Source organism: Pseudarthrobacter sp. W1I19 (assembly GCF_030817835.1).
Lineage (GTDB): Bacteria > Actinomycetota > Actinomycetes > Actinomycetales > Micrococcaceae > Arthrobacter.
The window spans coordinates 1,423,884-1,447,461 of sequence record NZ_JAUSZR010000001.1 but is presented as its reverse complement, the minus strand read 5'-3'; the positions used below and the strand labels follow the sequence as shown (position 1 = coordinate 1,447,461).

Sequence of the window (23,578 nt, the reverse complement as noted above, 5' to 3'; positions counted from 1 at the left end):
TTCTACTGGCCCTGTTCCTTGTACTTGGCTTCGGTGGCTGCTTTCTGGGGCCGCCACCAGTTTTCGTTGTCCCGGTACCAGGCAATGGTGTCCTCGATGCCTTCATCGAAGTTGGAGAACTGCGGTTCCCAGCCCAGTTCGTCACGCAGCTTGGTGGAGTCGATGGCGTAGCGCAGGTCGTGGCCGGGCCGGTCCACCACGTGGTCGTACGCGTCCGGGGACTCGCCCATGTGCTTGAGGATCAGTTCCACGACGTCCTTGTTGTTCTTCTCGCCGTCAGCACCGATCAGGTACGTTTCACCGATCCTGCCTTTGGCGATGATCGCCAGCACCGCTGAAGAGTGGTCGTTCGCGTGGATCCAGTCCCGGACGTTCTCGCCCTTGCCGTAAAGCTTGGGCCGGATCCCGTCAATGACGTTGGTGATCTGGCGCGGGATGAACTTCTCCACGTGCTGGTACGGGCCGTAGTTGTTCGAGCAGTTGCTGATGGTCGCCTGCAGCCCGAACGAACGAACCCACGCCCGGACCAGAAGGTCCGAGCCGGCCTTCGTGGACGAGTACGGGCTGGAGGGGTTGTACGGCGTCTGCTCGGTGAACCGTTCCGGGTCATCGAGTTCCAGGTCGCCGTAGACCTCGTCGGTGGAGATGTGGTGGAAGCGCTTGTTGTGCTTCCGGGCCGCCTCGATCAGCGTGTAGGTGCCGATGATGTTGGTGTCAAGGAACGGGCGAGGATCGTGCAGCGAGTTGTCGTTGTGCGATTCAGCAGCATAGTGCACCACGACATCAGTCCCGGCCACCAGCCGGTCGACCAGTTCAGGGTCGGCGATGTCCCCCTGGACAAACTCGAACCGCTCCCCCGGCAGACCCTTCAAGGACTCCAGATTGCCCGCGTAAGTCAGCTTGTCCAACACGGTGACATGGTCATCCGTGTGGTCGAGAACGTAGTGAACAAAATTGGAACCAATAAAACCGGCACCGCCAGTGACAAGGAGTTTCTGCATTCACATAGCCTAACGTGCTATGACAGGCTGCCTCAGTGATGGGAGTTGCAGCAAACGTTGTGGGTTTGCCGGTGCCCGTTCGCGCAGGCAATGATAGAGCCTATGCGTGGAATCATTCTGGCCGGCGGCACGGGCTCGCGGCTGCACCCAATTACTCTTGGCTCAAGCAAGCAACTCGTCCCCGTCTACGACAAGCCGATGATTTACTACCCGCTCTCGACACTGATCCTGGCCGGCATCAAAGACATCCTCATTATTACCACCCCCCACGATGCTGAACAGTTCCAACGGTTGCTGGGCGACGGCTGGCAGTTCGGAGTCAACATCACCTATAAGCAGCAGCCAAGTCCCGATGGCTTGGCGCAAGCTTTTATTCTGGGTCAAGAGCACATTGGAAATGAACCAGTTGCACTCGTGCTTGGTGACAACATCTTCTATGGTCAAGGCATGGGCACCCAGCTGCGGCGCTTTAAGGACATCGAGGGTGGAGCCGTATTTGGCTACTGGGTATCGGATCCCGCTGCCTATGGTGTCGTCGAGTTCGACGAGCAAGGCAAGGCTGTCTCCTTGGAGGAAAAGCCGCTCAAACCGCGAAGCCATTATGCCGTACCAGGCCTCTACTTCTATGACAATGACGTCATTGAGATCGCCAAGAACCTGCAACCGTCCCCACGCGGGGAGCTGGAAATAACGGACGTCAACCGAACGTATCTTGAGCGCGGGCAGCTAAAAGTTGAGATCCTGCCCCGCGGCACCGCATGGCTGGATACAGGAACCTTTGATTCGCTCAATGATGCGTCAAACTTCATTCGGACCGTTGAGCACCGCCAGGGTCTCAAGATCGGTGCTCCGGAGGAAATCGCTTGGCGACTGGGTTTCCTGAGCGACGACGAGCTGAAAACACGCGCAGAGCCCCTCGTTAAGAGCGGCTACGGAAGCTATTTGCTGGGCCTGCTCAACGGTTCACAAGCGTAGAACCAAGGCCCCCAGGGCAGGCCCGTCAAGGACGCGGGCCCATCCCCCGCAGGCTTGCCAGTTGAGGAACAGCACCTCGCAGCCCCTGAGGCAAAAGGAACCTACTTGCAGGCTGTTATCTCGTAGAGTTTTGCTTCGCCCTCTTCATCAACCAGACGCGCAACACCATCCAGCGCCAGATTGTCCAAGCCGTCGTATCCGTGGTCCCCACCGTGTACTTCGCGGTGCCCGAAATCGAGGACATAGTCCACGTTGAGGCGCTCGACTTCAGGGCAGACTGAAGGATCCACCGAGGCATCGTTCAAGTCGTCAATGATCTTCTTCCCACCTTCCGGCACCGAGCCATGCATGTGCGGCAGCAGGACAGGACGCCCGCTGAATGCGTAGGCCAAAGCGCTCCCGTTCCATGGGTTGTCGGCTATTACAGAGCCTTCGGGAACTTTGCTGTCAAGTCTTTTGATCAGGGCCAGTTCATCAGTTGAGATCAGCGGAGAATCCTTGGTCAGCTGATAACCCGGGGCTGCCGCGTTGACGGCTTCCCGGACGTTTGCCTGCTGGGTGCCGAAAGCCAAAATACAAACGGCCACCGCGCCGACTATTGGGAGAGCAAAAGCTGCAGCTGGTTTGCCCGGCGAGGATTTACCTCCGACGCCCCGGAGCATCTTGCATACAGCAGGCAAAACCAACCCGTCCCAGCAAGCTACCGCGCCGATTGTGGCAAGGGGCAGGATCACTATGGGTAAGAGGGATGCAAGCCGGGGCGGATCATTGTACCACACCCCGGTGATGAACATGCGCTGTGGACCTACCGGGAATGACGCGACAACGACGAACAGGCTGGCGGCCATCAAATACGTCCCGATGAACCACAATTGGGAGCGCCGGACGATGAGAGAAACAATCCCGGCAACTGCCAGGATGGAAACCGCCCACGATACTGGCCGGCCAACAGCAGAACTGGTGAGCACCTCGCCGATGGCCCTTCCGGTGGTTTCCACGGGGGGCCAAAAGGCGGCCTCTTCCAAGGGTCGCACGTTCTGCCACGTGGTCACCAGGCTTGCCACACCTGCGAACAACACAGCGAGCATGCCCAGCAGGCGAGGCCAGGACACGGTGTCTGCCTGGAAGAGTCGGGCCGTTACCTTGCCCCAGGCAAACAGTAATGGTGGAACCATCAGCGCGAGGAATGCCATAACGCTGCTGGGGTGCGCAAGCGCGATACCTGGCAGGCTGGTCAGCAGTAACAGGCCGTCCACTGTTCGGGATTCTGATGTCTCCACCCTCAGGCCCAGCAGACGTATTCCCAAGGCCAGCGCCACAGGTATCAAGGCATTGCCAAGGAAGTTCGGATACAGCACACCAAAATCGAGGAGCAGGAGGGGGAAGGAACCGAAGGCGGCAGCGAGGATGCCAGCCGCAACGGTAACTGCAACCCGGGCGCCGGCAACCGTGTGGGCGAGGAACATGCAACCCAATGGCCACATTAGGGCGGCCACCACAAGATTGACCACGTTGACCGCAACCGGGATGTCGGCGCCGGTGAGGTTCGTCAGCAATGACACAAGGTCATGCCAGGCTGCCGGGTAGAAGGAACCACCCGTAAATGAGCTGATGGTAAGAGAAGAGGCAGAACCCGTGTCCTCTACGTGCCGGATCGCGTTTAAATGGAAGACGTTGTCGAAGGTTTGAGAGAAAGCCTCGGGTGCGCCCACAACAGCAACCACACGCCGGCCCACGAGAAAGGCGGCAACGATGACGGCAGCCCACTGCAATCCGGAAGTCCGCCAATCAACCACGGCGCCCCTGCGCCCCTTGCCCTTCATAAGGAAGGCTGTCAGGGCAAACGCCAGGGCCGCAAAGAGCAATGTCAGTAACAGAACGGGAACTGCAGACCATGTGAGGCCGGCCATGGGTGCCACAACCGCGGCAACTGCAACCAAAGTCACGGTGATAGCAGGGCCCACGGCAAAGAGTGCCAATCCGCGAATTCTGCTTGCCAGCGCGACCACTGTTCCTGGAATGAAGAGAATAGCCACCGCAGCAAAGACAAGCGGAACTATGGAAAACCAGGACACAGATAATCCTCCAGAAATTTAGTTAGAGACGCGCGATAATACCTCAATTCGACATGAGGACATTGCTCTTCGTTCGTAGATGGGTTGAAGCCCGCCGCTGGCTCAGTATTCCAACTCTAGCGTTGGTTCGCCGCCCTCAGGTTAGTAACAGCTTCACCGATAGGACCGTCAAAAACGACATTTCCATGGTCCAGCACGACCCCGCGGTCGCAGATGCGCGATACAAGATCCAAATCATGACTGACGACTATGAGGGTCTTTCCGGCGTCCGAAAGCTGTTTGATCTTATCGAGACATTTACGCTGGAACGGTTCATCGCCCACTGCCAGGATTTCATCAACAAGAAAGATCTCCGGATCCGTGTGGACAGCTACAGAAAATGCCAGCCGGAGGTACATCCCGGAAGAGTAGAACTTCACCTCAGTATCGATGAAGTCACCAATTTCGGAAAACTCAACAATGGAATCGAACTGTTCCCGTATCTGGCTTTCCGACATGCCGAGAATGGCGCCATTGAGGAAAACGTTGTCCCGGCCGGAGAGGTCGGGATGGAAGCCAGCGCCCACCTCAATCAGTCCCGCGACTCTCCCTTGTGTTCCTACGAACCCGCTGTCAGGAAGCATCACTCCCGAGATGTGCTTGAGAAGGGTCGACTTCCCGGAGCCGTTGAGCCCCAGGAGCGCAACTGTCTCCCCTTTTTCGACTTCCAGGCTTACGTCATGCAAGGCGTGAAACTTTTTAGAAAGATCACCCTTTCGCCCTTTCGCAAGCCAAACGACGGCTTCCTTGATAGAGCGGGTATGCCGAAGTACAAACTCCTTGCTGATGTTGCTGACCTGAATGGCAACTGACATTTAAAGCTCCTGCGCAAATCGGCCTTCAAGCCTGCGAAACGTCCACTGCCCGAGGACCAAGACAGCGGCTGAAATGGCAAAACCGAGGGGTATCCACAGAGATAGCAAGTTGGGCGGCAGCGCCGCACTGCCATCCGTCGTTGGCAACCAAAACGCATAGTGGAACGCTTCTATGCCGACGGTAATCGGGTTCACCTGATAGACCGTGAACCAGAAATCCCCGATCTTGTCCCGCACCATGGTCCAGGCATACATGACCGGTGACGCCCAGGTGGCCACCATCAAGAGCATATCTACCAGGTTCTCGAAATCACGAAAGTATACGTTGGCGGAACCGAACAGGAGACCAAGGCCGGTCGCCAGCATCGTAACGATAAGGAAGCCGGCCAGGGCAGCAAGTAACTGGAGGGCCGTTGGTTTCCACCCCACAGCCATGCAGGCGACTATGAGCACCAGCAGCTGTGGAACGAAGTGCACTCCCGAAACCCAAACCGAAGCGACCGGGAACAGCTCCCTCGGCAAATAAATCTTCTTGATGAGGCCGCCGTTGCTGACAATTGAACGGGCCGCGTTACTTAATGCCTCAGTAAAGAAGTTGATGAGCACTATGCCCGAGAAGAGATACACTGCGTAATTTGCCAGCCCATCGGGATTGCGGGCGCTTTTTTCGAGTCCCAGAAAAACGCCGAGTGCAATGTAGAACACAACAAACTGCACACCGGGCTTCACGTAGGACCACAACAGGCCAAGTACCGACCCCCGGTAACGAACCTGGAGTTCCTTCTTGACCAGAAGCTTTAGCAGAAAACGTTGGCGAAATACGTCGAACAGTCCACCCCCTACACCGGGAGACTCAAGCCCTGCGACCTCCCCAGTCTGACTCATTTCACATCGTCCTGGGCATTACTCTCGAAGGTGGCCTTCCACGCCTCCATGGACGTGATCTGAGGCAACGCATTCCGATACTGAGTCCTAAGGCGAGGCCAGTTCTTGAGCACCTTGCCATAAACTCTTACGCTTTCCCCGAGAAGCTCACGCACACGCTTCGGGTCGCGCAGGTACCATGAAGCACCTGTTCCGTCGGCGTTCGACACAATGGCGCTGTCGTATTGCGACATACGCCACCACTTGTTGTCCTGGTGCGGCACAAAGGCCTGCGGGTGTTCCTTTGCAGTTTCCTTGACAGGCTTCGCCACGTGCCGGATGACGTTCTTGGCTGCCCAGGGCACAATGGTCGCGTACGACGGAGCCGAGAAGCCCCTGCCCCGACGGGGCGGGCGTCCGGACTTCAGTTGCGGGAAGTCCTCAACTTCTGGTTTGAACTGCGATTCCGAATACTCCTCGGCGATCTTGCGAATGTCCGGCAACCTGGTGGCGAGGATCGCGTGCAACTGATCCGGGCCTTTCAGGAGATCCTTCATGGCCTCAATCCTGCCGCGGACAGTGAAGTACTGCATGGAAATGAGATGCTTTACATCCAACTTCATGGAATTGTCCAGGAGACCCCCGCCCAGGTCGTACGGGCTGTGAAGAAGGGCGTAGATGAAGCGATTGCGGGTGTGGAAGTACGCCTGCCAGCCGACCAGGTCGTCTTTATCAATCCAGGACACGTGCCAAACTGCCGATCCCGGCAGCGAAACGGTGTTGTAACCGGCCGCTTTGGCCCGTACGCCGTACTCGGAATCGTCCCATTTGATGAAAACAGGCAAGGACAAGCCGATCTCACGGATAACCTCGGTGGGAATCAGGCACATCCACCATCCGTTGTAGTCCACGTCAACCCGGCGGTGCATCCAGGGCGTATCGCGCAGATTTCCGCGGGCAAAATTGTGCCGCATCCGCTGGCCTGGGTTCGGCTCATCCGGGCCAATCAAGTATGGGTTGACGACTTCACCGAGGGTGTGCAGAACATTGCGGTCGTGGAGGTCAAACATATGCCCACCAACAAGCGTGGGTGTTTTGCAATAATCCGCGAAGATACCGAGGCGGACAATGCTTTCGGGTTCAATGACGACGTCGTCGTCGAGCAAAAGGACGTAATCGCTTCCATTTTCCACGGCCTCATACATGCCCCGGGCGAAACCTCCTGATCCGCCCAGATTGTTCTGATGGATCATTCGGAGTTTGTCACCCAAGGCTTGGCGAACCTGCATGAAACCGTCGGCGTCGCGCACTTTTTCGGTACCTTGGTCAACAACTATTACTTCCTTGACGCTTTCCAATGCTTCCGGATGGCTACCCAGGATCCGCAGATTGTTGATGCAGAAAGCGGTCTTATTGAGCGTGGTGATTTCCACTGTGACCGTGCCCGTTTTACGGCGTTCTGCCGATGTTTGCCATTCGGCACCGAGGAAGAGCATTTCCTCGGTTCCAGCAGCAACGTCAAACCAATACCAGCCGCCGTCCCCGAACGGAACGAGGGAAAGGTCGAAAGTGGTTTCGGCATCACCCTGGACCCTGACAGTCTCGACATGCTGGAGGGAGCCGCGGGCGTTCGATTTGTAAACGCTGACCGTACCGCGGCCGGACGTGCGGACATTCAAGCGGACCTCGCGGACGGTTGTCCACCGTTTCCAGTAGGACGCCGCAAAGGCGTTGAAGTAGGTTCCGAAGGAAATCCGCTCACCGGCCCGGACCGATGCAGTGGTCCTGGAGAGCACGTCATCGGCATGAACAGTCCGGTTCAGCCCCTGGTCGTCCATCTGTGGGAGTGCTCCTGCCGCAACTTCAACGGCGCTGGCCACCACACCGGAGTCCATATAAAGCGGCAGGGTCTCCATCCCCCGTTCGCCGGGCAAAATCACGCGCTGGATCGTGGTCCAGGCGGCAGCGTCCTGAACTTCTGCGGCTTGCATTTCGTTATTCTGCTGGGCCACGCTCATGCGTCCACGCCTCCACTTTCCAGCTGTACGCCGCTTTCATAGTGCGGCCGGATCTTGTTGTCGAACATGCTCAGCGCAGCCCCGATAGCCATGTGCATGTCCAGGTACTTGTAGGTGCCCAGGCGTCCGCCAAACAGGACGGCTTTCTCTGCGGCGGCGAGGTCCCGGTACTTGAGCAGGCGCTCCCGGTCGGCGGAGGTGTTCACCGGGTAGTAGGGCTCGTCCCCCTTCTCGGCGAACCGCGAGAATTCGCGCATGATGACCGTCTTCTCGGTCTGGTAGTCACGCTCGGGGTGGAAATGCCGTGGTTCGATCACCCGGGTGTAGGGGATGTCGGCGTCGTTGTAGTTCACAACGGACGTGCCCTGGAAGTCACCAACGTCCAGAACCTCTTCCTCAAAATCGATGGTGCGCCATGACAGGTCGCCTTCGGCATAGTCGAAGTAGCGGTCCACGGGGCCTGTGTACACCACCGGGATGTTCCCCACAACCTTGTTTTTGCTGTACTCATGCGACTCGTCGAAGAAGTCGGTATTCAGCCGCACCTCGATGTTGGGGTGCTCGGCCATCTTTTCAATCCAGGCTGTGTAGCCGTTCGTCGGCAGGCCTTCGTACTTGTCATTGAAGTACCGGTTGTCGTAGTTGTAGCGCACCGGAAGCCGCGAGATGATGCCCGCCGGCAGGTCCTTGGGGTCCGTCTGCCACTGCTTCCCGGTGTAGTGCTTGATGAAGGCTTCGTACAGGGGCCGGCCGATCAGCTGGATGCCCTTGTCGTTGAGGTTCTGGGGATCAGTTCCTGCAAGCTCGCCAGCCTGCTCCTGGATAAGGTCCCTCGCCTGGCCCGGGGTGAGGTTGGCGCGGAAGAACTGGTTGATGGTCGCGAGGTTGATCGGCAGGGAATAGACCTCGCCCTTGTGCACGCCGTAGACCTTGTGCACGTAATTGGTGAAGGTGGTGAACCTGTTGACGTACTCCCACACCCGCTCGTTGGATGTGTGGAAAAGGTGGGCGCCGTACCGGTGGATTTCAATACCGGTTTGCTCTTCCTTTTCGCTGTAGGCATTACCGCCGATGTGGTGGCGGCGGTCGAGGACAACCACCTTCAAGCCGAGCTCAGTAGCGGCCTGTTCTGCGATTGTCAGGCCAAAAAAGCCGGACCCTACGATGACAAGGTCAGCGGTCACAAAATCTCCTGGTTTGAATGCGGGCAGCGCAATGGTGCGCATTGTCTGCTGCTCTAGCCTACCCGAGGCACCACAGCGCACGTCGAATCCGGCACCCCTGTGCCCCACTGAAACGGGTCGTTTTACCCCTCGGCCAGGATGCCTTCCTGCTCAACGTACCTGGCTCCGGTCTGGGGGCAAACCCATTCTCCGCCTTCGTGGTGCAGCGGGTGGCCCGCCTTCCCAACCCAACCAACACGCCGGGCGGGTACGCCCGCCACAAGGGCAAAGTCGGGCACATTCTTGGTGACAACAGCACCAGCGGCGACTGTTGCCCATGCACCGATAGTCACCGGCGCGATACACACCGCCCGGGCCCCGATAGCCGCACCTTCGCGGATAGTGACACCGACTTTGTCCCAGTCGTCCTCTGTCTTCAGCTCGCCGTCGGGAGTCACAGCCCGGGGGAAAACGTCGTTGGTCAGCACCACCGCAGGACCAATAAATACGCCGGCCTCCAGCACCGCCGGCTCGTACACCAGGGCATAGTTCTGGACCTTGCAGTTGTCGCCCAGCATGGCGCCTGGACCTATATAGGCCCCGCGGCCGATCACACAGTTCTCCCCCACCTGCGCGGACTCCCGGACCTGTGCCAAATGCCACACTTTTGTTCCTGCCCCGATGATGGCTTCCTCGGACACATCAGCGCTGTCTGCAACAGTGCTCACAGTGCCTCCTTCATAGCCGGGACCGCGTGTGCGATCGAAGTCTGTAGCGATCCTAACCGAGCCCCGACAGAGTTTGTCCACATACAGAAACTCGTCCGGGCTGCGGCGCCCTCCGGCTGGCTAGCGTGGATTCAAAGGCCGTGAGGATCCATACGCATGAAATTCCATTGCACCCTCGTCCGCAGCCAGGAGTCCGGGCTGCAGGACGCACCCCTGGAACTGACCATCCAGGCCCCCGAAGGCACTGCTGGTGCCCACATCCAAAGCCAACTGACGCGCCAGTTCGGCGCAGGGGGCGTATCGGTCAGCAGCAAGGCGCTTCAGTCACTCACGGTGGGTGAAGCCCCCTTGGTTAATGGCGCGGTTCTGATCGAGGGGGCCGCCCTGCACGGCGCGCGTAACTTACGACGGCGGGCGCCCGCTGATGATGCTCGCCTCGCCCTTGCGGTTCACAGCGGCGTGGGCGCCGGCATCGTCGTGCCGTTACGCCGCGGCTCGTACACCATCGGCAGGAGCAGTACCCGGATCGTGATCCCCGACCCCGAACTCTCCCGTGAACACGCCCGCCTCGATGTCACCGAAACGGACATCATGATCATCGATTTGGACAGCGCAAACGGCGTCGACGTGGACGGCGAGAGGGTTCGGAACGCAGTCATTTCCACGGACTCTGTCATCCGTTGCGGGAACACAAAAATGTCGCTGGTTCTGCTGGACCTGCCGGAAAGAGCACTCGCGGACGCCGGGATGTCCACCCAGGAGCCCCTCACCGTCACCGGCCGAACGGAGGCAAGCAACCGGACAGTGCTCGTCCTGACGGCAGCCCTTCCGTTGCTGATCGGGGTGGGGCTTGCCGTGATCACTGGGATGTGGATGTTCCTCGCCTTTTCAGCCGCTTCAGCAGTATCCGTCCTCGTGCCCCTCGCCGCCGGGCGACGCCAGCGGCGGGAGCTTGCCAAAGCTGTTGCAGCCGCCGTGGAGGAAGACCGGAAACGACGACGCCTGGCGGGCCCGTCGCTTGCATGCCTTGTGCTGGCCGCCCGCCAGAAGCAAGGCAACCCGAAAGAGGGCAGCCAAAGACCGGTCGGCAAAACGCAGACTGCCTCCTCCGACGATGGCGTTGAGGAGGCCGGTGTGTGGCTGCGGCTTGGCGAGGCTTCCCAACCGCCAAACGTGAAAGTTGAGCCGGGCTACCCTTCCGCCGGCCTACCATCCGCAGGCATCGTTCCCGTAGCTTTGGATCCGGATATCGCCAGGACCACCTTCCGGGGACCGGAAGCCGTGGCCGACGGCCTGGTCCGTTCGCTCGTCATGCAACTCGCCGGCTACCCCAGGGCCCGCACCACCCGCGTTCTCATCGTGGGCGACGCGGAGCGCCTTCCTCTGGCCGCGCGGTACCTGCAGGGCAGCACTCTCACCGCTTCCTCCAATGACGCACGCAGGATTTTGGCCGAGGGGTTTGGTTCCGCCCATCAACGTGGTGTCCTCATCATGCTCGGAACTTCGAGTGCACAGGACGACGACACGACGTCCGCCCTGGCGGCGGGGCTTGGCTGGCAGGTCCTTCAGTTCCTCCCTGCTGCCGGCGGAGGTGACCGCCCCTGGGAGGCGGTAATTTCTGAGCGGACATCCATCCTTCGGAGCCCGGCCGGTGAGGTTGCCTTCGTCCCGGATCTCGCCCCGGAGGCAGTGTTCAGCGATTTCTGCCGGAACCTCGCCGGACAACCGGCCCCGCCGGACAAAGGACACAACGCTGTCCCCAGCTCCTGCTCGCTCAGTGACTTCCTGCCGCTTTCCCCAGCCGGGGTCGCGGCCCGGTGGACTGCGAGCGCACAGGCCGATGGTTTGCCTGTGCCTATGGGAATCAGCGCCACTGGAACGCACGGCCTGGACCTCGTCTCAGACGGCCCGCATCTGCTGGTCGCGGGAACCACGGGCTCTGGCAAGTCTGAACTGCTCCGCACGCTCGCCCTGGCATTGGCGCTCAGTCATCCGCCAGACCGCGTGAATTTCCTTTTCGTTGATTTCAAGGGCGGGTCCGGGCTTAGCCCCTTGACCAAACTCGTCCACTGCGTCGGGCTGCTGACCGATCTGTCCACCTACGAGCTCGAACGCACCATGGCCTCGCTCAGGGCTGAGATCAGGTTGCGGGAGGAGGCACTGGCCGCCGCCCGGGTACCGGATCTCGCCTCGTACCGTTCCACCTGGGCTTCCCACAACTTTCCGCTCCCCCACCTTGTGATTGTGATCGATGAATTCAGGATGCTCGTTGACGATGCGCCGGAGGTACTGCGGGAATTGATGCGGATCGCAGCAATCGGGCGGTCACTGGGGATCCACCTGGTGATGGCTACCCAGCGGCCGCAGGGAGCCGTCACAGCGGACATCCGTGCCAATGTCACCTCCAGCATTGCCCTTCGAGTGCAATCCGATATGGAGTCCTGCGACATTATCAACACCAAGGATGCAGCCGGTATCAGCGTGGGTACGCCGGGACGGGCTTTCATGGCGCGGGGTACTGAGGCGCCGCAGGAATTTCAGACCGCGACGATCGGGACAGCCCCTGGTGGGTCTGACCGGGCGGACGTTTTCAAGGTGCAACGCGCCGTGGACTGCTTTACATCGCATGGAACCAGTGATGCAGGCAGAGAAAGCAGCGGGGGCCAACCGTCCGGGCAGCGGACACCCACCCAAGCTGCCCAGCCGTTGGTGGAGATCGTGCAGGACCTGTGGCACGGCCAGAACGGGCCGGCACCCCGCCGTCCGGTGGCCGCTCCCCTGCCTTCGAACCTGCCGGTTCCTGACGGCAGACTGCCGGCAGTCCACCCCGGCAGAGGGAAAGGTGCAGGATGGATGACCGAACTCGGACTGATGGATCTGCCCGAAGAACAAAAGGTGGTCCCCCTCGTATGGAAGCCCCCGGAGCACAGTCATCTGGCGCTGGTCGGCGGCCCGTCTTCAGGTGCGCTGGATGCCCTCGAATTCGCCGTCTCCCAACTTGCCCTCCATCCGGTGGAAGCCCACTGCTACCTGCTGGACGCAGGCGGAACTTTCCGTGGCCTTGCCCCCTCGGGGCGGGTTGGAGCGCAGGTGGGCACGCACGAGCTGCGGCGGGCAGTCCGGGTGCTGGAGCGCCTGAAACAGGAGATGGCCCGGCGGCTAAGCCGCGGTGGCATGAAGGGCGAGGTGCCACTGGTACTGGCTATTTCCGGATGGGGATCATGGATATCGGCGCTGCGCGCAGGACCCCTGGCTTGGGCTGAAGACCTCGTGCAAGATCTGGCCCGGGACGGCAGCCGGGCGGACATTGTGGTGATGCTTGAGGGCGATAGGGAACTTGTCAGTTCCCGGACGTTCGCTTTGCTTGCTAACCGGCTCTATTTCCCCACCGGATCCAATCCGGACAGCCGCATAGCGTGGCCGCGCATGCCGGCCACAGCACGGCACAAGGGACGGGCCGTAGCGTTTGGCCCTATCGCCGGCGGCGGCCCCGCCGTAAGCCAGCTGTACCGCCCGGACCCGGAAATCCTGAGCAAGCCGGGCCTGGCCTCGGCGACGCCGCCCACAAAGCGTCCCTTCCGCATCGAACCACTTCCTGCGCTGGTGCAGGCCACCAAGATCAGTTCGAGCGCAACGAGCAATCGGACCAGCTCCCTCGAGTCTCCAAAGCCGGCCAATAGCGCGCCAGGCAACAACAACGGGGCAAACAGCAGCAACGGCCGGCCACTGTTGATTGGCGTTGGCGGGGATGAGCTCGAGCCAGCATCCATCAGCCTGCCGTACGGAGGCGTGCTCACAGTCCTGGGCGGGCCCGGATCCGGGAAAACCAACTTCCTGAAGGCGTTGCCGCTGATGAATCCGGCAGGCGGGCCATGGCTTCGCCGTGAAGCAGATGGTGACCCCAGTGAGTACTGGCAGAAGTCGGTGGCGATGGCAGCGGCGGGCCGTACGCAACCAGGGACAGTGGCGCTGGTGGACGATGCCGACCTCCTTAACGCCGAAGCCCTGCAGCACCTGTGGGAACTGAACGCATTGGGCTGCGCGGTGGTGCTGACGGCCAACTACAGCCCGCTGCTTTCGCAGCGCGTGCCGTTGGCGATGAAGTCCCGCGCGTCCGGCACCGGAGTGTTGCTGGCTCCGCGTTCATTACAGGATGGGGACCTCTTTGGAACAAGGTTCGAAGTGGAGGCCCACCCGCCGCCCGGCCGAGGAGTGCTAATCTCCCGCAGCGTGGCTCGGAGCATCCAAGTCGGCTGGGCCAACTCCAACGGGCCACATACATAGTGCCGGACCCGAGCATGCAAACGCGGCGTGCAGCCCTAGCAAGGAGTCGAGTCGGTCAAAGTGCCGGCGTCGAACTGCCCGTGCGGGAGGCGAACCTGATGACCTTGTTTTGGAACAACAGCACAATGGCAGTGAACGCGGGGACCAGCATCGCCAGTCCACCCACGGGAAGGCCGGCGCTCAGTGTAGGAAAGCCGATGGTGAGGACAAACAACTGGGCCACCAGGGCAGCAGCCCTGGTCCACCGGTATCCGCGGTAGAGAAAAAGTGCCACCGCGTAAAGCCAGGCCGAGAACGCCAGCAACAGCCCCAGTGTAAAAACGGCACCCCAGAACGACAGCACGGGACTGCCCGCTGCAAGCTGGTAGCCGTACCAGGCGGCCGCGGCCAACAGGGCGGTTGCTTCGGCGGCGACAATCACTGCCACCACGAGCACCGCGGGCGGACGGACCCGGCCACTTGGCTGTTCTGGCCCGGAACCCCCTGCTGGAGCCTGCGGGTCTGGTGGGTTTTCCGGAGGTCTTGACACACTGGCACCCTACCGGACATAGTCGGACAGTGGTGAGGCCCAATACCACCACTGTGATGTATCGCTCAGCGATCCGGGGATTTCAAGCCTTATTACCCCTTGTTTACACAGCGTTAACATGACAGGCTTGATTCAGATGACCAACGGGGCCCTGCCGGGCCCCTTTCCTTTGTAGCTACTAGTGAATAATTTCACAAAGGGCACTTCCCAGAAATGGAGCAACTGATCAGCATGGATTGGCGTAACCGCGCAGCGTGCCTCGAAAAGGACCCGGAACTGTTTTTCCCCGTTGGAAACACAGGTCCGGCGCTCCTGCAGATCGAGGAAGCCAAGAGCGTCTGCCGCCGGTGTCCGGTAGTGGACACATGCCTGCAGTGGGCTCTCGAATCGGGCCAGGATGCCGGCGTATGGGGCGGCATGAGCGAAGACGAACGCCGCGCCCTGAAGCGCCGCGCAGCACGCGCCCGCCGCGCCTCCTGATCCGTCCAGGCACTCAAAGGCTGGCTGAAAAAGCTTAAGAAGAAGGCCCTGGCCGCAACCCGCAAAGGTTGCCGCCAGGGCCTTCTGCTGTCTCCTGCTACTTCGCCGGAAGGATCAGCCGGATCTGCACGGCGGTGCCGCCGCCTTCACGGGGAAGCCACTGGATGCTCCCGCCCAGCTCGCTGGTCACCAGTGTGCGCACGATCTGCAGGCCGAGGCCCTCAACGTGGGGCGTGTCAGGAAGTCCCACGCCGTCGTCGGCAATGGTCACGGTGAGCTCCTCGCCGTCGTCCCCTTCGGAACGGTCGGCCAGGAGCCAGACAGTCCCGGCCCGCCCTTCCAGGCCATGCTCCACAGCGTTGGTGACGAGTTCATTAATCACCAGCGCCAGCGGCGTGGCAAAATCACTCGGCAGCTCCCCGAACATGCCCGAACGCTCGGTCCGGACCTGCTGCGACGGCGACGCCACTTCCGCGGAAAGCCGGAACTGCCGGCCGATCAGCTCGTCAAAGTCGACGCTCTGCGTCAGGCCCTGGGACAGAGTTTCGTGAACCAGTGCGATGGTTGCCACCCGGCGCATCGCCTGTTCGAGCCCCTGCTTCGCCTCATCGCTCACCATCCGGCGGGACTGCATGCGCAACAGCGCGGCTACGGTCTGCAGGTTGTTCTTGACCCGGTGGTGGATTTCGCGGATGGTGGCGTCCTTTGTCACCAGCTCCATCTCGCGCCGCCGAAGTTCGGACACGTCGCGGCAAAGGACCAGCGCGCCGAAGCGCTGCTGCTCATCACGCAGTGGGATGGCCCGCAGTGACAGGCTTACGCCGCGGGACTCGATCTCGCTGCGCCACGGCATCCGTCCGGTTACTACCAGTGGCAAAGTTTCGTCCACCATGCGGCGGTCCTTCAGCAGGCTGGCCGTGACCTCGGCCAGGGAGCGCCCCTCCAGGGACTCCCCGTCACCGAGGCGCCGGAAAGCGGACACACCGTTGGGGCTGGCGTACTGCACCACGCCCTCGGCGTCCAGCCTGATGAGACCGTCACCCACACGAGGTGCGCCGCGGCGGGAACCCGTGGGCGAGGCGAAGTCCGGCCATAGCCCCAACGTCCCCATCCGCAGCAGGTCGTAGGCGCACTGCCGGTACGTCAGTTCAAGCCTGGAGGGCATGCGTGAACTTGAAAGGTCCATGTGCGTGGTGACAACGGCCAGGGTTCGCCCGTTCCGGACCATGGGAACGGCTTCCACCCGGAGCGCCATTTCGCTGCTCCAGTTGGTTTCGCTGGAGCGCTCGATAGAGCGGCTGTTCCAGGCCTTATCCACCAGCGGCTGGAGGTCGGAGCGGATTGGTTCCCCCACGAAGTCGCCATGGAACACCGTATGTGTGGTGGACGGCCGGACGTGAGCCAGCGCCACGTACCCGTGGTCCGGGTGGGGGAACCAGAGCGCCAGGTCGGCGAACGCCAGGTCCGCGACCATCTGCCAGTCCCCCACCAGGAGGTGCAGCCATTCGGCATCGCCCGGCCCGAAATCAGCATGTTCCCTGATAGGGTCCGTAAAGATTGCCACTGCACCTCCATTTGCGACGCAGCACCGGCTAGCGTCGGACGATTGACCTCAAGAGCCTCAATGCTACCGACAGTGAAGCCATATCGTCGGCCTCGAGGGCATTGACCTCATCAAACATGCTCTTCGCGCGGACCAACTGCTCGGCGTTCTGCGCCTCCCAGTCCTTGAGCCGCGCCTCCGGTGAATCGGCCGCAGCGGTGGCGTCCAGCACCGCCGTCGTGATGTCCGAGACTGTGGAATATAAATCATCGCGCAAGGCAGCCCTGGCCAACGCCTGCCACCGGTCCTGCCGCGGCAGGCTGCTGATCCGCTCCAGGAGCGAATCCGCGTGGAACCGGTTGAAAACGGTGTAGTAGACCGCCGCGATCTCCTCCACAGGATTCCTGCGAACCCTTGCGATCTTAGCGATGTCCAGCAGGACAAAGCTCTCGAACAGCTCCGCCCAGCGCAGGGCCAGCCCCTCGGGAAGCTCCCATTCGCGGGCCGTCTCAAGCCAGCCGGCCACCCTGTCCCGGTCGTCGCCGCGCAGGTACTCCAGCAGGCGCGCCCGCATCGGGTCGACGAGGGGCTTGAATTCCTCCACAACGTCGGCGATGGGCCTGGACACGCTGCCCTGTCCCAGCAACCACCGGACGGCCCGGTCAAGCAGCCGCCGGATGTCCAGGTGGACTGCGCTCCAGTGCTCGGTCGGGAACGACGCCGGCAGGCTGTTCAGCTCCTCCACCATCGCATCGAGCTCGTAGACCTCGCGCAGGGCAACGAAGGCCTTGGCTACCGCAACTTCAGAGGCCGACGTTTCTTCCATAGTCCGGAAGGCGAACGTGATGCCGCCAAGGTTGATCATGTCGTTGGCCACCACCGTGGCGATGATCTCGCGGCGCAGCGGATGAGTATCCAGCTCCGCATCGAAGCGATCCCGCAGCTGCTCCGGGAAGTAGGCCCGCAGCGTCTTCCGGAACCATGGGTCATCAGCCAGGTCGCTGTCCCGCAGCGCTGAGGCCAGCTCGATTTTGGCGTACGCGGCCAGCACCGACAGTTCCGGAGAGGTCAGGCCCTGGCCCTGCTGCAGCCGTTCGTGCAGCTCCGCCGTGGTGGGCAGCGCCTCCAGCTCCCGGTTCAGGTCAGCTTTCTTCTCCAGCCAGTCCATCAGGCGCTCGTAGCTCGGGCTCCACTCGGCCACGCGGGTACGGTCGTTCAGCAGCAGGATGTTCTGGTCGATGTTGTCCTCAAGGACCAGGCGTCCCACCTCATCCGTCATCGACGCAAGGAACCCGGCGCGCTCTTCGGCGGACAGCTTCCCGGCAGCCACCATGCGGTCCACGAAGATCTTGATGTTGACCTCGTGGTCCGAGCAGTCGACGCCGGCGGAGTTGTCGATGGCATCGGTGTTCAGGATGACCCCCTGCAATGCGGCCTCAATTCGGCCACGCTGCGTCATGCCAAGGTTTCCGCCTTCGCCCACTACTTTGACGCGCAGGTCCTTGCCGTCCACCCGGATGGCGTCGTTGGCCTTGTCCCCCACCGAGGCATTGGATTCGGTGCTCGCCTTGACGTAGGTTCCGATCCCGCCGTTGTACAGCAGGTCCGCAGGCGCCAGCAGGATGGCGCGAAGGAGTTCGGGCGGGCTGAGCTCGGTGGTGTCCGCAGGCAGTCCCAGGGCAGCCCGGACCTGGGCCGACACCGGAATCGACTTCGCCTGGCGCGCGAACACGCCACCGCCTTCGCTGATGAGTGACTTGTTGTAGTCGTCCCACGAAGACCTGGGCAGCTCGAACAACCGCTGCCGCTCCACGAACGAGGTCTCCTCGTCCGGGTTGGGGTCGAGGAAGACGTGGCGGTGGTCAAATGCCGCGATGAGCCTGATGTGCCTTGAGAGCAGCATGCCGTTACCGAACACGTCACCGGACATGTCTCCCACACCCACCACGCTGAAAGGCTGCGTCTGCGTGTCCAGGTCCAGCTCGCTGAAGTGGCGTTTCACTGATTCCCAAGCGCCGCGGGCGGTAATGCCCATAGCCTTGTGGTCGTAGCCCACCGACCCGCCGGAGGCAAAAGCGTCCCCGAGCCAGAACCCGTATTCGGCAGCCAGCCCGTTCGCGATGTCCGAGAAGGTTGCGGTGCCCTTGTCCGCCGCCACCACGAGGTAGGAATCGTCGCCGTCGTGCCGTACAAGGTCCGACGGCGGCACGAGCCGCTCGTCGTCGCCCTCCGTCAGGAGGTTGTCAGTGAGGTCGAGCAGGCCGCGGATGAACGTCTTGTAGCTTTCGATGCCTTCGGCCATCCACGCGGAGCGGTCCACCGTGGGATCCGGGAGCTGCTTGGCGAAGAAACCTCCTTTGGCTCCGGTGGGCACGATGACGGCGTTCTTGACCGTCTGCGCTTTCACCAGGCCGAGGACTTCGGTGCGGAAGTCCTCGCGCCGGTCGGACCAGCGCAGTCCGCCGCGGGCCACCTTGCCGAATCGAAGGTGGACACCCTCGACGCGGGGGGCGTAGACCCAGATTTCGAACATGGGGCGCGGGAAGGGCAACCCCTTGATCTGTGGGGGATCAAGCTTGAAGCTCAGGTGCGGTTTGTACTGGTAGAAGTTGGTCCGGAGCGTGGATTCGATCAGGTTGAGGAAGGTCCGCAGGACGCGGTCCGCATCCAGCGTGGCCACCTTTTCGATGGCCTCCGCCAGTTCTCCACGCACGGATGCCTGGGCCTGAACCCGCTGGTCTTCGCTCAGCGAAGGATCGAAGCGGGCGGCGAAGAGCGCGCTGAGGCCCCTGGTGACGTCCGGGTTGGCGAGCAGGGTGTCAGCCATGAATCCGAAGGAATTGCTGTTGCCCATCTGGCGCATGTACCGGGCGTAGGCGCGCAGCACAGTGATCTGGCGCCACTGCAGTCCCTCCCGGAGGACCAGCCTGTCAAAGGCGTCGGACTCGGCCGCGCCGGTCACGGCGGCACCGAAGGAATCAGCAAGCAGCTCATTGGTGGCCAGCGGATCCACACCCGCTGGGTATTTCAGGCCGAGATCGTACAGGAAAAAGTCCCGCCGGTCCGCGGTTTCGATCTCGAACGGGCGCTCGTCGAGCACCTCCAGGCCAAGGTTGTGGAAGAAGGGCAGGATCTGGCTCAGGCTCTTTGGCTCCAGCATGTAGAGCTTGACCCGGGCGTCCTCCTCCAGTGTTGCCCCTGCCCCTTCGGGAAGGTAGACGTGGACGCCGGGGCGTTCCTGCTTGGCACCTGCTGTACGTTCCGCGGCCGCACCGTATTTTTCGAAGCGGGCGATGTCCTCGAGGGCGTCCTCAACTTCGTAGTCCACCCGGTAGCTTGCAGGAAAGGCTTCCGACCATATGGCCGCCAACTCCTTGGCCTCACCCACATCCCGGCCTTCGCGCAGGACTTCAGCGATGCCTTCGCTCCAGGAGCGGGCGGCGAGCACGAGCCGCTTTTCCAGTTCCTCCGTGTTGACATGGCTGACGTCGGCACCCTTGGGCAGGCGGATGCGGAAGAAGAGCCGGGCGAGGGCAGACTCCGTCATGCGCGCCTCGTAGTCAATGGACACGGCCTGGAAGGTTTCGCGCAGTTCCTGCTCAATGCGGAGCCGGACGTTGGTGGTGTACCGGTCCCGGGGGAGGTAGACGACGGCGGACATGAAACGGCCATAGATGTCGGGACGCAGGAAGAGCCGGGTGCGCCGGCGTTCCTGGAGTTTCTGGATTCCCAGGGCCGTGGCAGCGAGGTCCGGAACCTCGATCTGGAAGAGTTCATCCCTAGGGTATGTTTCCAGGATGCCCAGGAGGTCTTTGCCGGAGTGCGAGTCCGGCGGGAAGCCGGCACTGCTCAGGACGTCATCGACCTTTTCCCGGACGATGGGAATGTTGCGGACGGACCCTGTGTAGGCACTGGTGGCGAAGAGGCCGATGAAGCGCTGCTCGCCGTTGACATTGCCTGCGGCATCAAAACTCTTAATTCCGATGTAGTCAAGGTATGCCGAACGGTGGACCGTGGAACGCGAATTGGCCTTGGTGATAACAAGGGCACGCTTTTCACGTGCTTTCTTCCTGCCGGTGTCGGTCAGGTGCTGGATGTGCGGTGAGTCAGCGGATGCGCGCAACAGTCCCAGGCCGCTGTCTTCGCGCAGTTCCAGCACATCTTCCCCGTCCACATTGACGAGGTCGTATTCCCGGTAGCCGAGGAAAGTGAAGTTGCCGTCATCGAGCCAGTGCAGGAGGTCCTGAGCCTGGCGCAGCTCGGCGATCTGGGCCGGGTTGGCCACCTTATCCAGGTTCTCTGCGATCTCCAGCGCCTTCTGGCGCATCTTGGGCCAGTCTTCAACTGCGGCCCGGACGTCGTTCAGTACACGCTGCAAGCCTTCCAGGAGAGAGGCTTTGGCCTCATCGGTGACGCGGTTGATCTCGACGGCGATCCACGACTCCATATAAGAGGCGTTCTCACCCTGTGCAATGAGGTGGGACAGGCTGGGCATGGCGGCGGTGTCACCGCTGGAGATGCCGATATGGGAGGGGACTTTGTTGACCTTCACCAGTGCGCCGGTTTCCCTGTTGCGGGCCGCAACGAACAGCGGGTGGACCACCAGCCTGATGGCCGCGTGCTGGCGGACCAGCTCCGCGTTGACGGAATCGACGAGGAACGGCATGTCATCGGTGACTACGAAGACCACGCTGCTGTCTTCCTCATCATGGATGGCGATGTTCGCCTGGCCCGGCTTCCTGATGGAAGCGACGTTGCGGTGCCCCTCCGCCCGGGCGGTCAGCAGATCCCCGGTGTAGCTCCGGGCGTCCTCGTCAGCCAGGTGCTCATAGTAGTCCCCGAGAAAGCCTTCATGGCCTTCAATGGAAAGGGGCTGATCCTCCACGCTGGATCCAGACGACATCGACAAACGCCTCCATCACAAGTCTTCGCTGCATCGTCGCAGCTCTTACGGCGAGCCTAGTCCTTTAGTTTCCGCCGTGCTGTGGAAGAAAATACAGAGGTTTTCGGTTTTTGCTGGGCGGGTGCACAAACGAGTTCGGCGATGGCGCGACGAAGCGGAGAATCCGGGGCCACTTCCAGCAACAGTGAGCCGCCAAGCAGCGCGGAATCGGCTGCCGCGGCGTCGTGCGGCAGGAAGGCCTTGAGTTCCGACGCCGGGCCGTAGCGTGCCCAGGCGTCCTGCAGTTGGCGCTCCGGGCCCCGGCCCACGGAGGAGGAGCGGACTTTATTCATCACGACGACGGGCGCAGCCTGCGGCACCGCATCCTCAAGCTCGGCAAGGCCGCGCACAAGCCGTGGCACCCCCACAGGGTCCGCTGCGCCGACCGCATAAACGGTGTCCGCCAGCTCAAGCGAACGCAGGGTGGCTGCGTTCCGCCGGGGAGCCATAGTGTCAAAACTCAATTCCTCATCGGCTTCCAGGCAGAAGCCGGTGTCCACACACAACAACCTCAGCGATCTGCCGGGCACGCTCCAGCACCAAGCCAAGGGCCGGTGCCCGCAGTTCGGTCCACCGGTCCGCGCGGGTGATGCCGGTCAGTACGCGGAAGGAGCCCAGTTTCGTGGCAACCGGAGTGGCCACCTTCTTCAAGGCCTCGGTGTCCAGCAAGCCTTGGTCGGCTAGCCTGCAGGCCTGGGCCAGACCGGCTGATTCATCCATCAGGCCCAGGACCGCGGCAACGCTCGCCCCATAGCTGTCAGCGTCCACGAGGAGGACCGATTTTCCCTCGGTGGCCAGTTCGCCGGCAATGTTGGCGGCAAGGGTTGTCCGGCCCGGCGATCCTGCCGGGCCCCAGACCGCGATGATCTCTCCGGGCCCCGGCTCGTCGGGGCTCCTTGCGGTGTCCACCTCAACGGGGGTGAGGGCAGCACCAGGATCGGCGGGGGCGCTGCGGTAGGCTTCGCCGGGTCCGCCACCGGTCAGCAGCGCCACTGCCTCGGCGATCCTTTCCGACAGCACCATCGATTCCACCCCGGTCAGGGCCGAGGCTACTCCTATCCCCCGCAGCCTGGCGGCTTCCTCGGCCGAGTCGGTCAGGGCGATGACGGCTACGCCCACAGCCCCCAGCCGGTCCACGAGTGAGGCGGTGAGATCTTCCGAGCCGTCCGCAACTACCGCGGCGCGCGCCAGTCCGCTCTGGCAGGCTGCCAGCAGTTCGGTGAGTTCCGTACATCTCCGCACTACCGTCACAGGTCCATGAAGGCGTTCCAGTCCGCCGACCAGGTCCTCGCGGCCCTGGCCCACGGTGACGACGGGAATGCTCATCGAGTGCCACCCCCAGGATTCCAGACCACGGAAATTTTCGCTTCATTGGCCTGCGCACCGAGCAGGGCGGGCATCTGGATGTCCTCGACGAGAACCATCAACACGGTGGTCCGGGAGGATCCCAGGGTTGTGGTGCCCTCGGTGACCTCGGCAATCTCAGCGCCAGCCAGCAGAAGCTTCGGCTCACTGAACCCATTCCGCGCGTCGGGCTGGGCTACCCAGACATCAACCCTTGCGCCCGGAACCGCCTGGGCGGGCAACGCTTCTTCAATGGTGAGGGCAACGGGCTTGCGGTCAAGCTCATCCACTGCGCCCAGGCTGGCCCTCGGCACAAGTTGGTCCTTGCCTATCCTTTGGACGGCAACAACGCCTTCCGGCAACCCCGACTCGGCGGTGATGTACTGGGACTCGGTCTCGCCCAGCCTCACCTTGGCCCGGACGACGTTCTCCGGCGTGAGCCTTTCACCCACGGCAATGCCATCCCTGGCAGCGTAGACCTCTGTGGTCCGGTCCGCGCTGTCCATCAGGAAAACGACGCCTGCCACGGATGCCAGCACAAGGAGAACACCTGCCAGCAGCCGGGGGTCCTTCCAGGAAGGTCGTTTCAGCCTGGCCGCCGAAGCAGATGACTCAGGAACCATTACCTTTTTCTCCCCCCAATGTGCACCGGGACTGCGCGGTGTGCCCGGACTCCCCATTGTTGCCGCAGGGGCCCGGTAACGAAAGTCATAAATTCAAACAGGATCAAATTGTGGATAACGCCAGCAAAATACACCTGCCGGTGGCAAAATGGGTC

The 23,578-nt window shown here is 61.9% G+C and carries 14 protein-coding genes and 1 pseudogene; 3 read left to right on the top strand and 12 right to left on the bottom strand.

From position 1 onward, the window contains the following. Positions 1–2 precede the first annotated feature (2 nt). Complete coding sequence (gene rfbB, locus QF038_RS06735) at positions 3–1,001, bottom strand: dTDP-glucose 4,6-dehydratase (RefSeq protein ID WP_307608976.1); 999 nt, start codon at positions 999–1,001, stop codon at positions 3–5. A gap of 102 nt (positions 1,002–1,103) precedes the next feature. Here rfbB and rfbA point away from each other — a divergent pair, with 102 nt between their 5' ends. Next, entirely contained in the window at positions 1,104–1,976 is an 873-nt protein-coding gene (rfbA, locus tag QF038_RS06730) for a glucose-1-phosphate thymidylyltransferase RfbA (protein WP_307609448.1), read from the top strand. Positions 1,977–2,077: 101 nt separating this feature from the next. Here the strand turns inward: rfbA and QF038_RS06725 are convergent, their stop codons facing one another. The 6 genes from QF038_RS06725 to QF038_RS06700 all read right to left on the bottom strand — a co-directional run bounded on the left by QF038_RS06725 (position 2,078) and on the right by QF038_RS06700 (position 9,678). Further along, complete coding sequence (locus QF038_RS06725) at positions 2,078–4,051, bottom strand: DUF6541 family protein (protein ID WP_307609447.1); 1,974 nt, start codon at positions 4,049–4,051, stop codon at positions 2,078–2,080. A gap of 116 nt (positions 4,052–4,167) precedes the next feature. Further along, positions 4,168–4,905: an ABC transporter ATP-binding protein gene (locus QF038_RS06720; RefSeq protein WP_307609446.1), complete on the bottom strand. Its 738-nt coding sequence runs from the start codon at positions 4,903–4,905 to the stop codon at positions 4,168–4,170. Next, positions 4,906–5,790 carry an ABC transporter permease gene (locus QF038_RS06715; RefSeq protein WP_307609445.1) on the bottom strand — a complete coding sequence of 295 codons (885 nt, stop codon included), beginning with the start codon at positions 5,788–5,790 and terminating at the stop codon, positions 4,906–4,908. Beyond that, positions 5,787–7,787 carry a glycosyltransferase gene (locus QF038_RS06710; protein ID WP_307609444.1) on the bottom strand — a complete coding sequence of 667 codons (2,001 nt, stop codon included), beginning with the start codon at positions 7,785–7,787 and terminating at the stop codon, positions 5,787–5,789. The genes QF038_RS06715 and QF038_RS06710 overlap by 4 nt, the downstream gene beginning before the upstream one ends. After that, positions 7,784–8,971: a UDP-galactopyranose mutase gene (gene glf / locus QF038_RS06705; RefSeq protein WP_307609443.1), complete on the bottom strand. Its 1,188-nt coding sequence runs from the start codon at positions 8,969–8,971 to the stop codon at positions 7,784–7,786. The genes QF038_RS06710 and glf overlap by 4 nt, the downstream gene beginning before the upstream one ends. A gap of 122 nt (positions 8,972–9,093) precedes the next feature. Next, on the bottom strand, positions 9,094–9,678 hold the full coding sequence (locus QF038_RS06700) for an acyltransferase (RefSeq protein WP_307609442.1): 585 nt from the start codon (positions 9,676–9,678) through the stop codon (positions 9,094–9,096). Between the two features lie 156 nt (positions 9,679–9,834). Between QF038_RS06700 and QF038_RS06695 the strand changes: the two genes are divergently transcribed. Beyond that, complete coding sequence (locus tag QF038_RS06695) at positions 9,835–13,962, top strand: FtsK/SpoIIIE domain-containing protein (RefSeq protein WP_307609441.1); 4,128 nt, start codon at positions 9,835–9,837, stop codon at positions 13,960–13,962. A gap of 55 nt (positions 13,963–14,017) precedes the next feature. Here the strand turns inward: QF038_RS06695 and QF038_RS06690 are convergent, their stop codons facing one another. Further along, positions 14,018–14,398 (bottom strand): hypothetical protein, encoded by a 381-nt coding sequence (locus tag QF038_RS06690; protein ID WP_307613418.1) that lies wholly within the window; start codon positions 14,396–14,398, stop codon positions 14,018–14,020. A 324-nt stretch (positions 14,399–14,722) separates the two neighbouring features. On the opposite strand from QF038_RS06690, the gene QF038_RS06685 reads away from it, so the two are divergent. Beyond that, a complete protein-coding gene (locus tag QF038_RS06685; RefSeq protein WP_015937605.1) occupies positions 14,723–14,971 on the top strand; it encodes a WhiB family transcriptional regulator in 249 nt (82 codons plus the stop codon). A gap of 97 nt (positions 14,972–15,068) precedes the next feature. On the opposite strand, the gene QF038_RS06680 is transcribed toward QF038_RS06685, so the two are convergent. From QF038_RS06680 to QF038_RS06665, 4 genes and pseudogenes are all read right to left on the bottom strand, one after another. Next, positions 15,069–16,535 (bottom strand): sensor histidine kinase, encoded by a 1,467-nt coding sequence (locus QF038_RS06680; RefSeq protein ID WP_307609440.1) that lies wholly within the window; start codon positions 16,533–16,535, stop codon positions 15,069–15,071. A gap of 28 nt (positions 16,536–16,563) precedes the next feature. Further along, on the bottom strand, positions 16,564–21,417 hold the full coding sequence (locus QF038_RS06675) for an NAD-glutamate dehydrogenase (RefSeq protein ID WP_307609439.1): 4,854 nt from the start codon (positions 21,415–21,417) through the stop codon (positions 16,564–16,566). A gap of 56 nt (positions 21,418–21,473) precedes the next feature. Beyond that, positions 21,474–22,782, bottom strand: a pseudogene (locus QF038_RS06670) (CpaE family protein). Beyond that, on the bottom strand, positions 22,779–23,423 hold the full coding sequence (locus QF038_RS06665) for a hypothetical protein (protein WP_307609438.1): 645 nt from the start codon (positions 23,421–23,423) through the stop codon (positions 22,779–22,781). The pseudogene QF038_RS06670 and the gene QF038_RS06665 overlap by 4 nt, the downstream one beginning before the upstream one ends. Positions 23,424–23,578 lie beyond the last annotated feature (155 nt).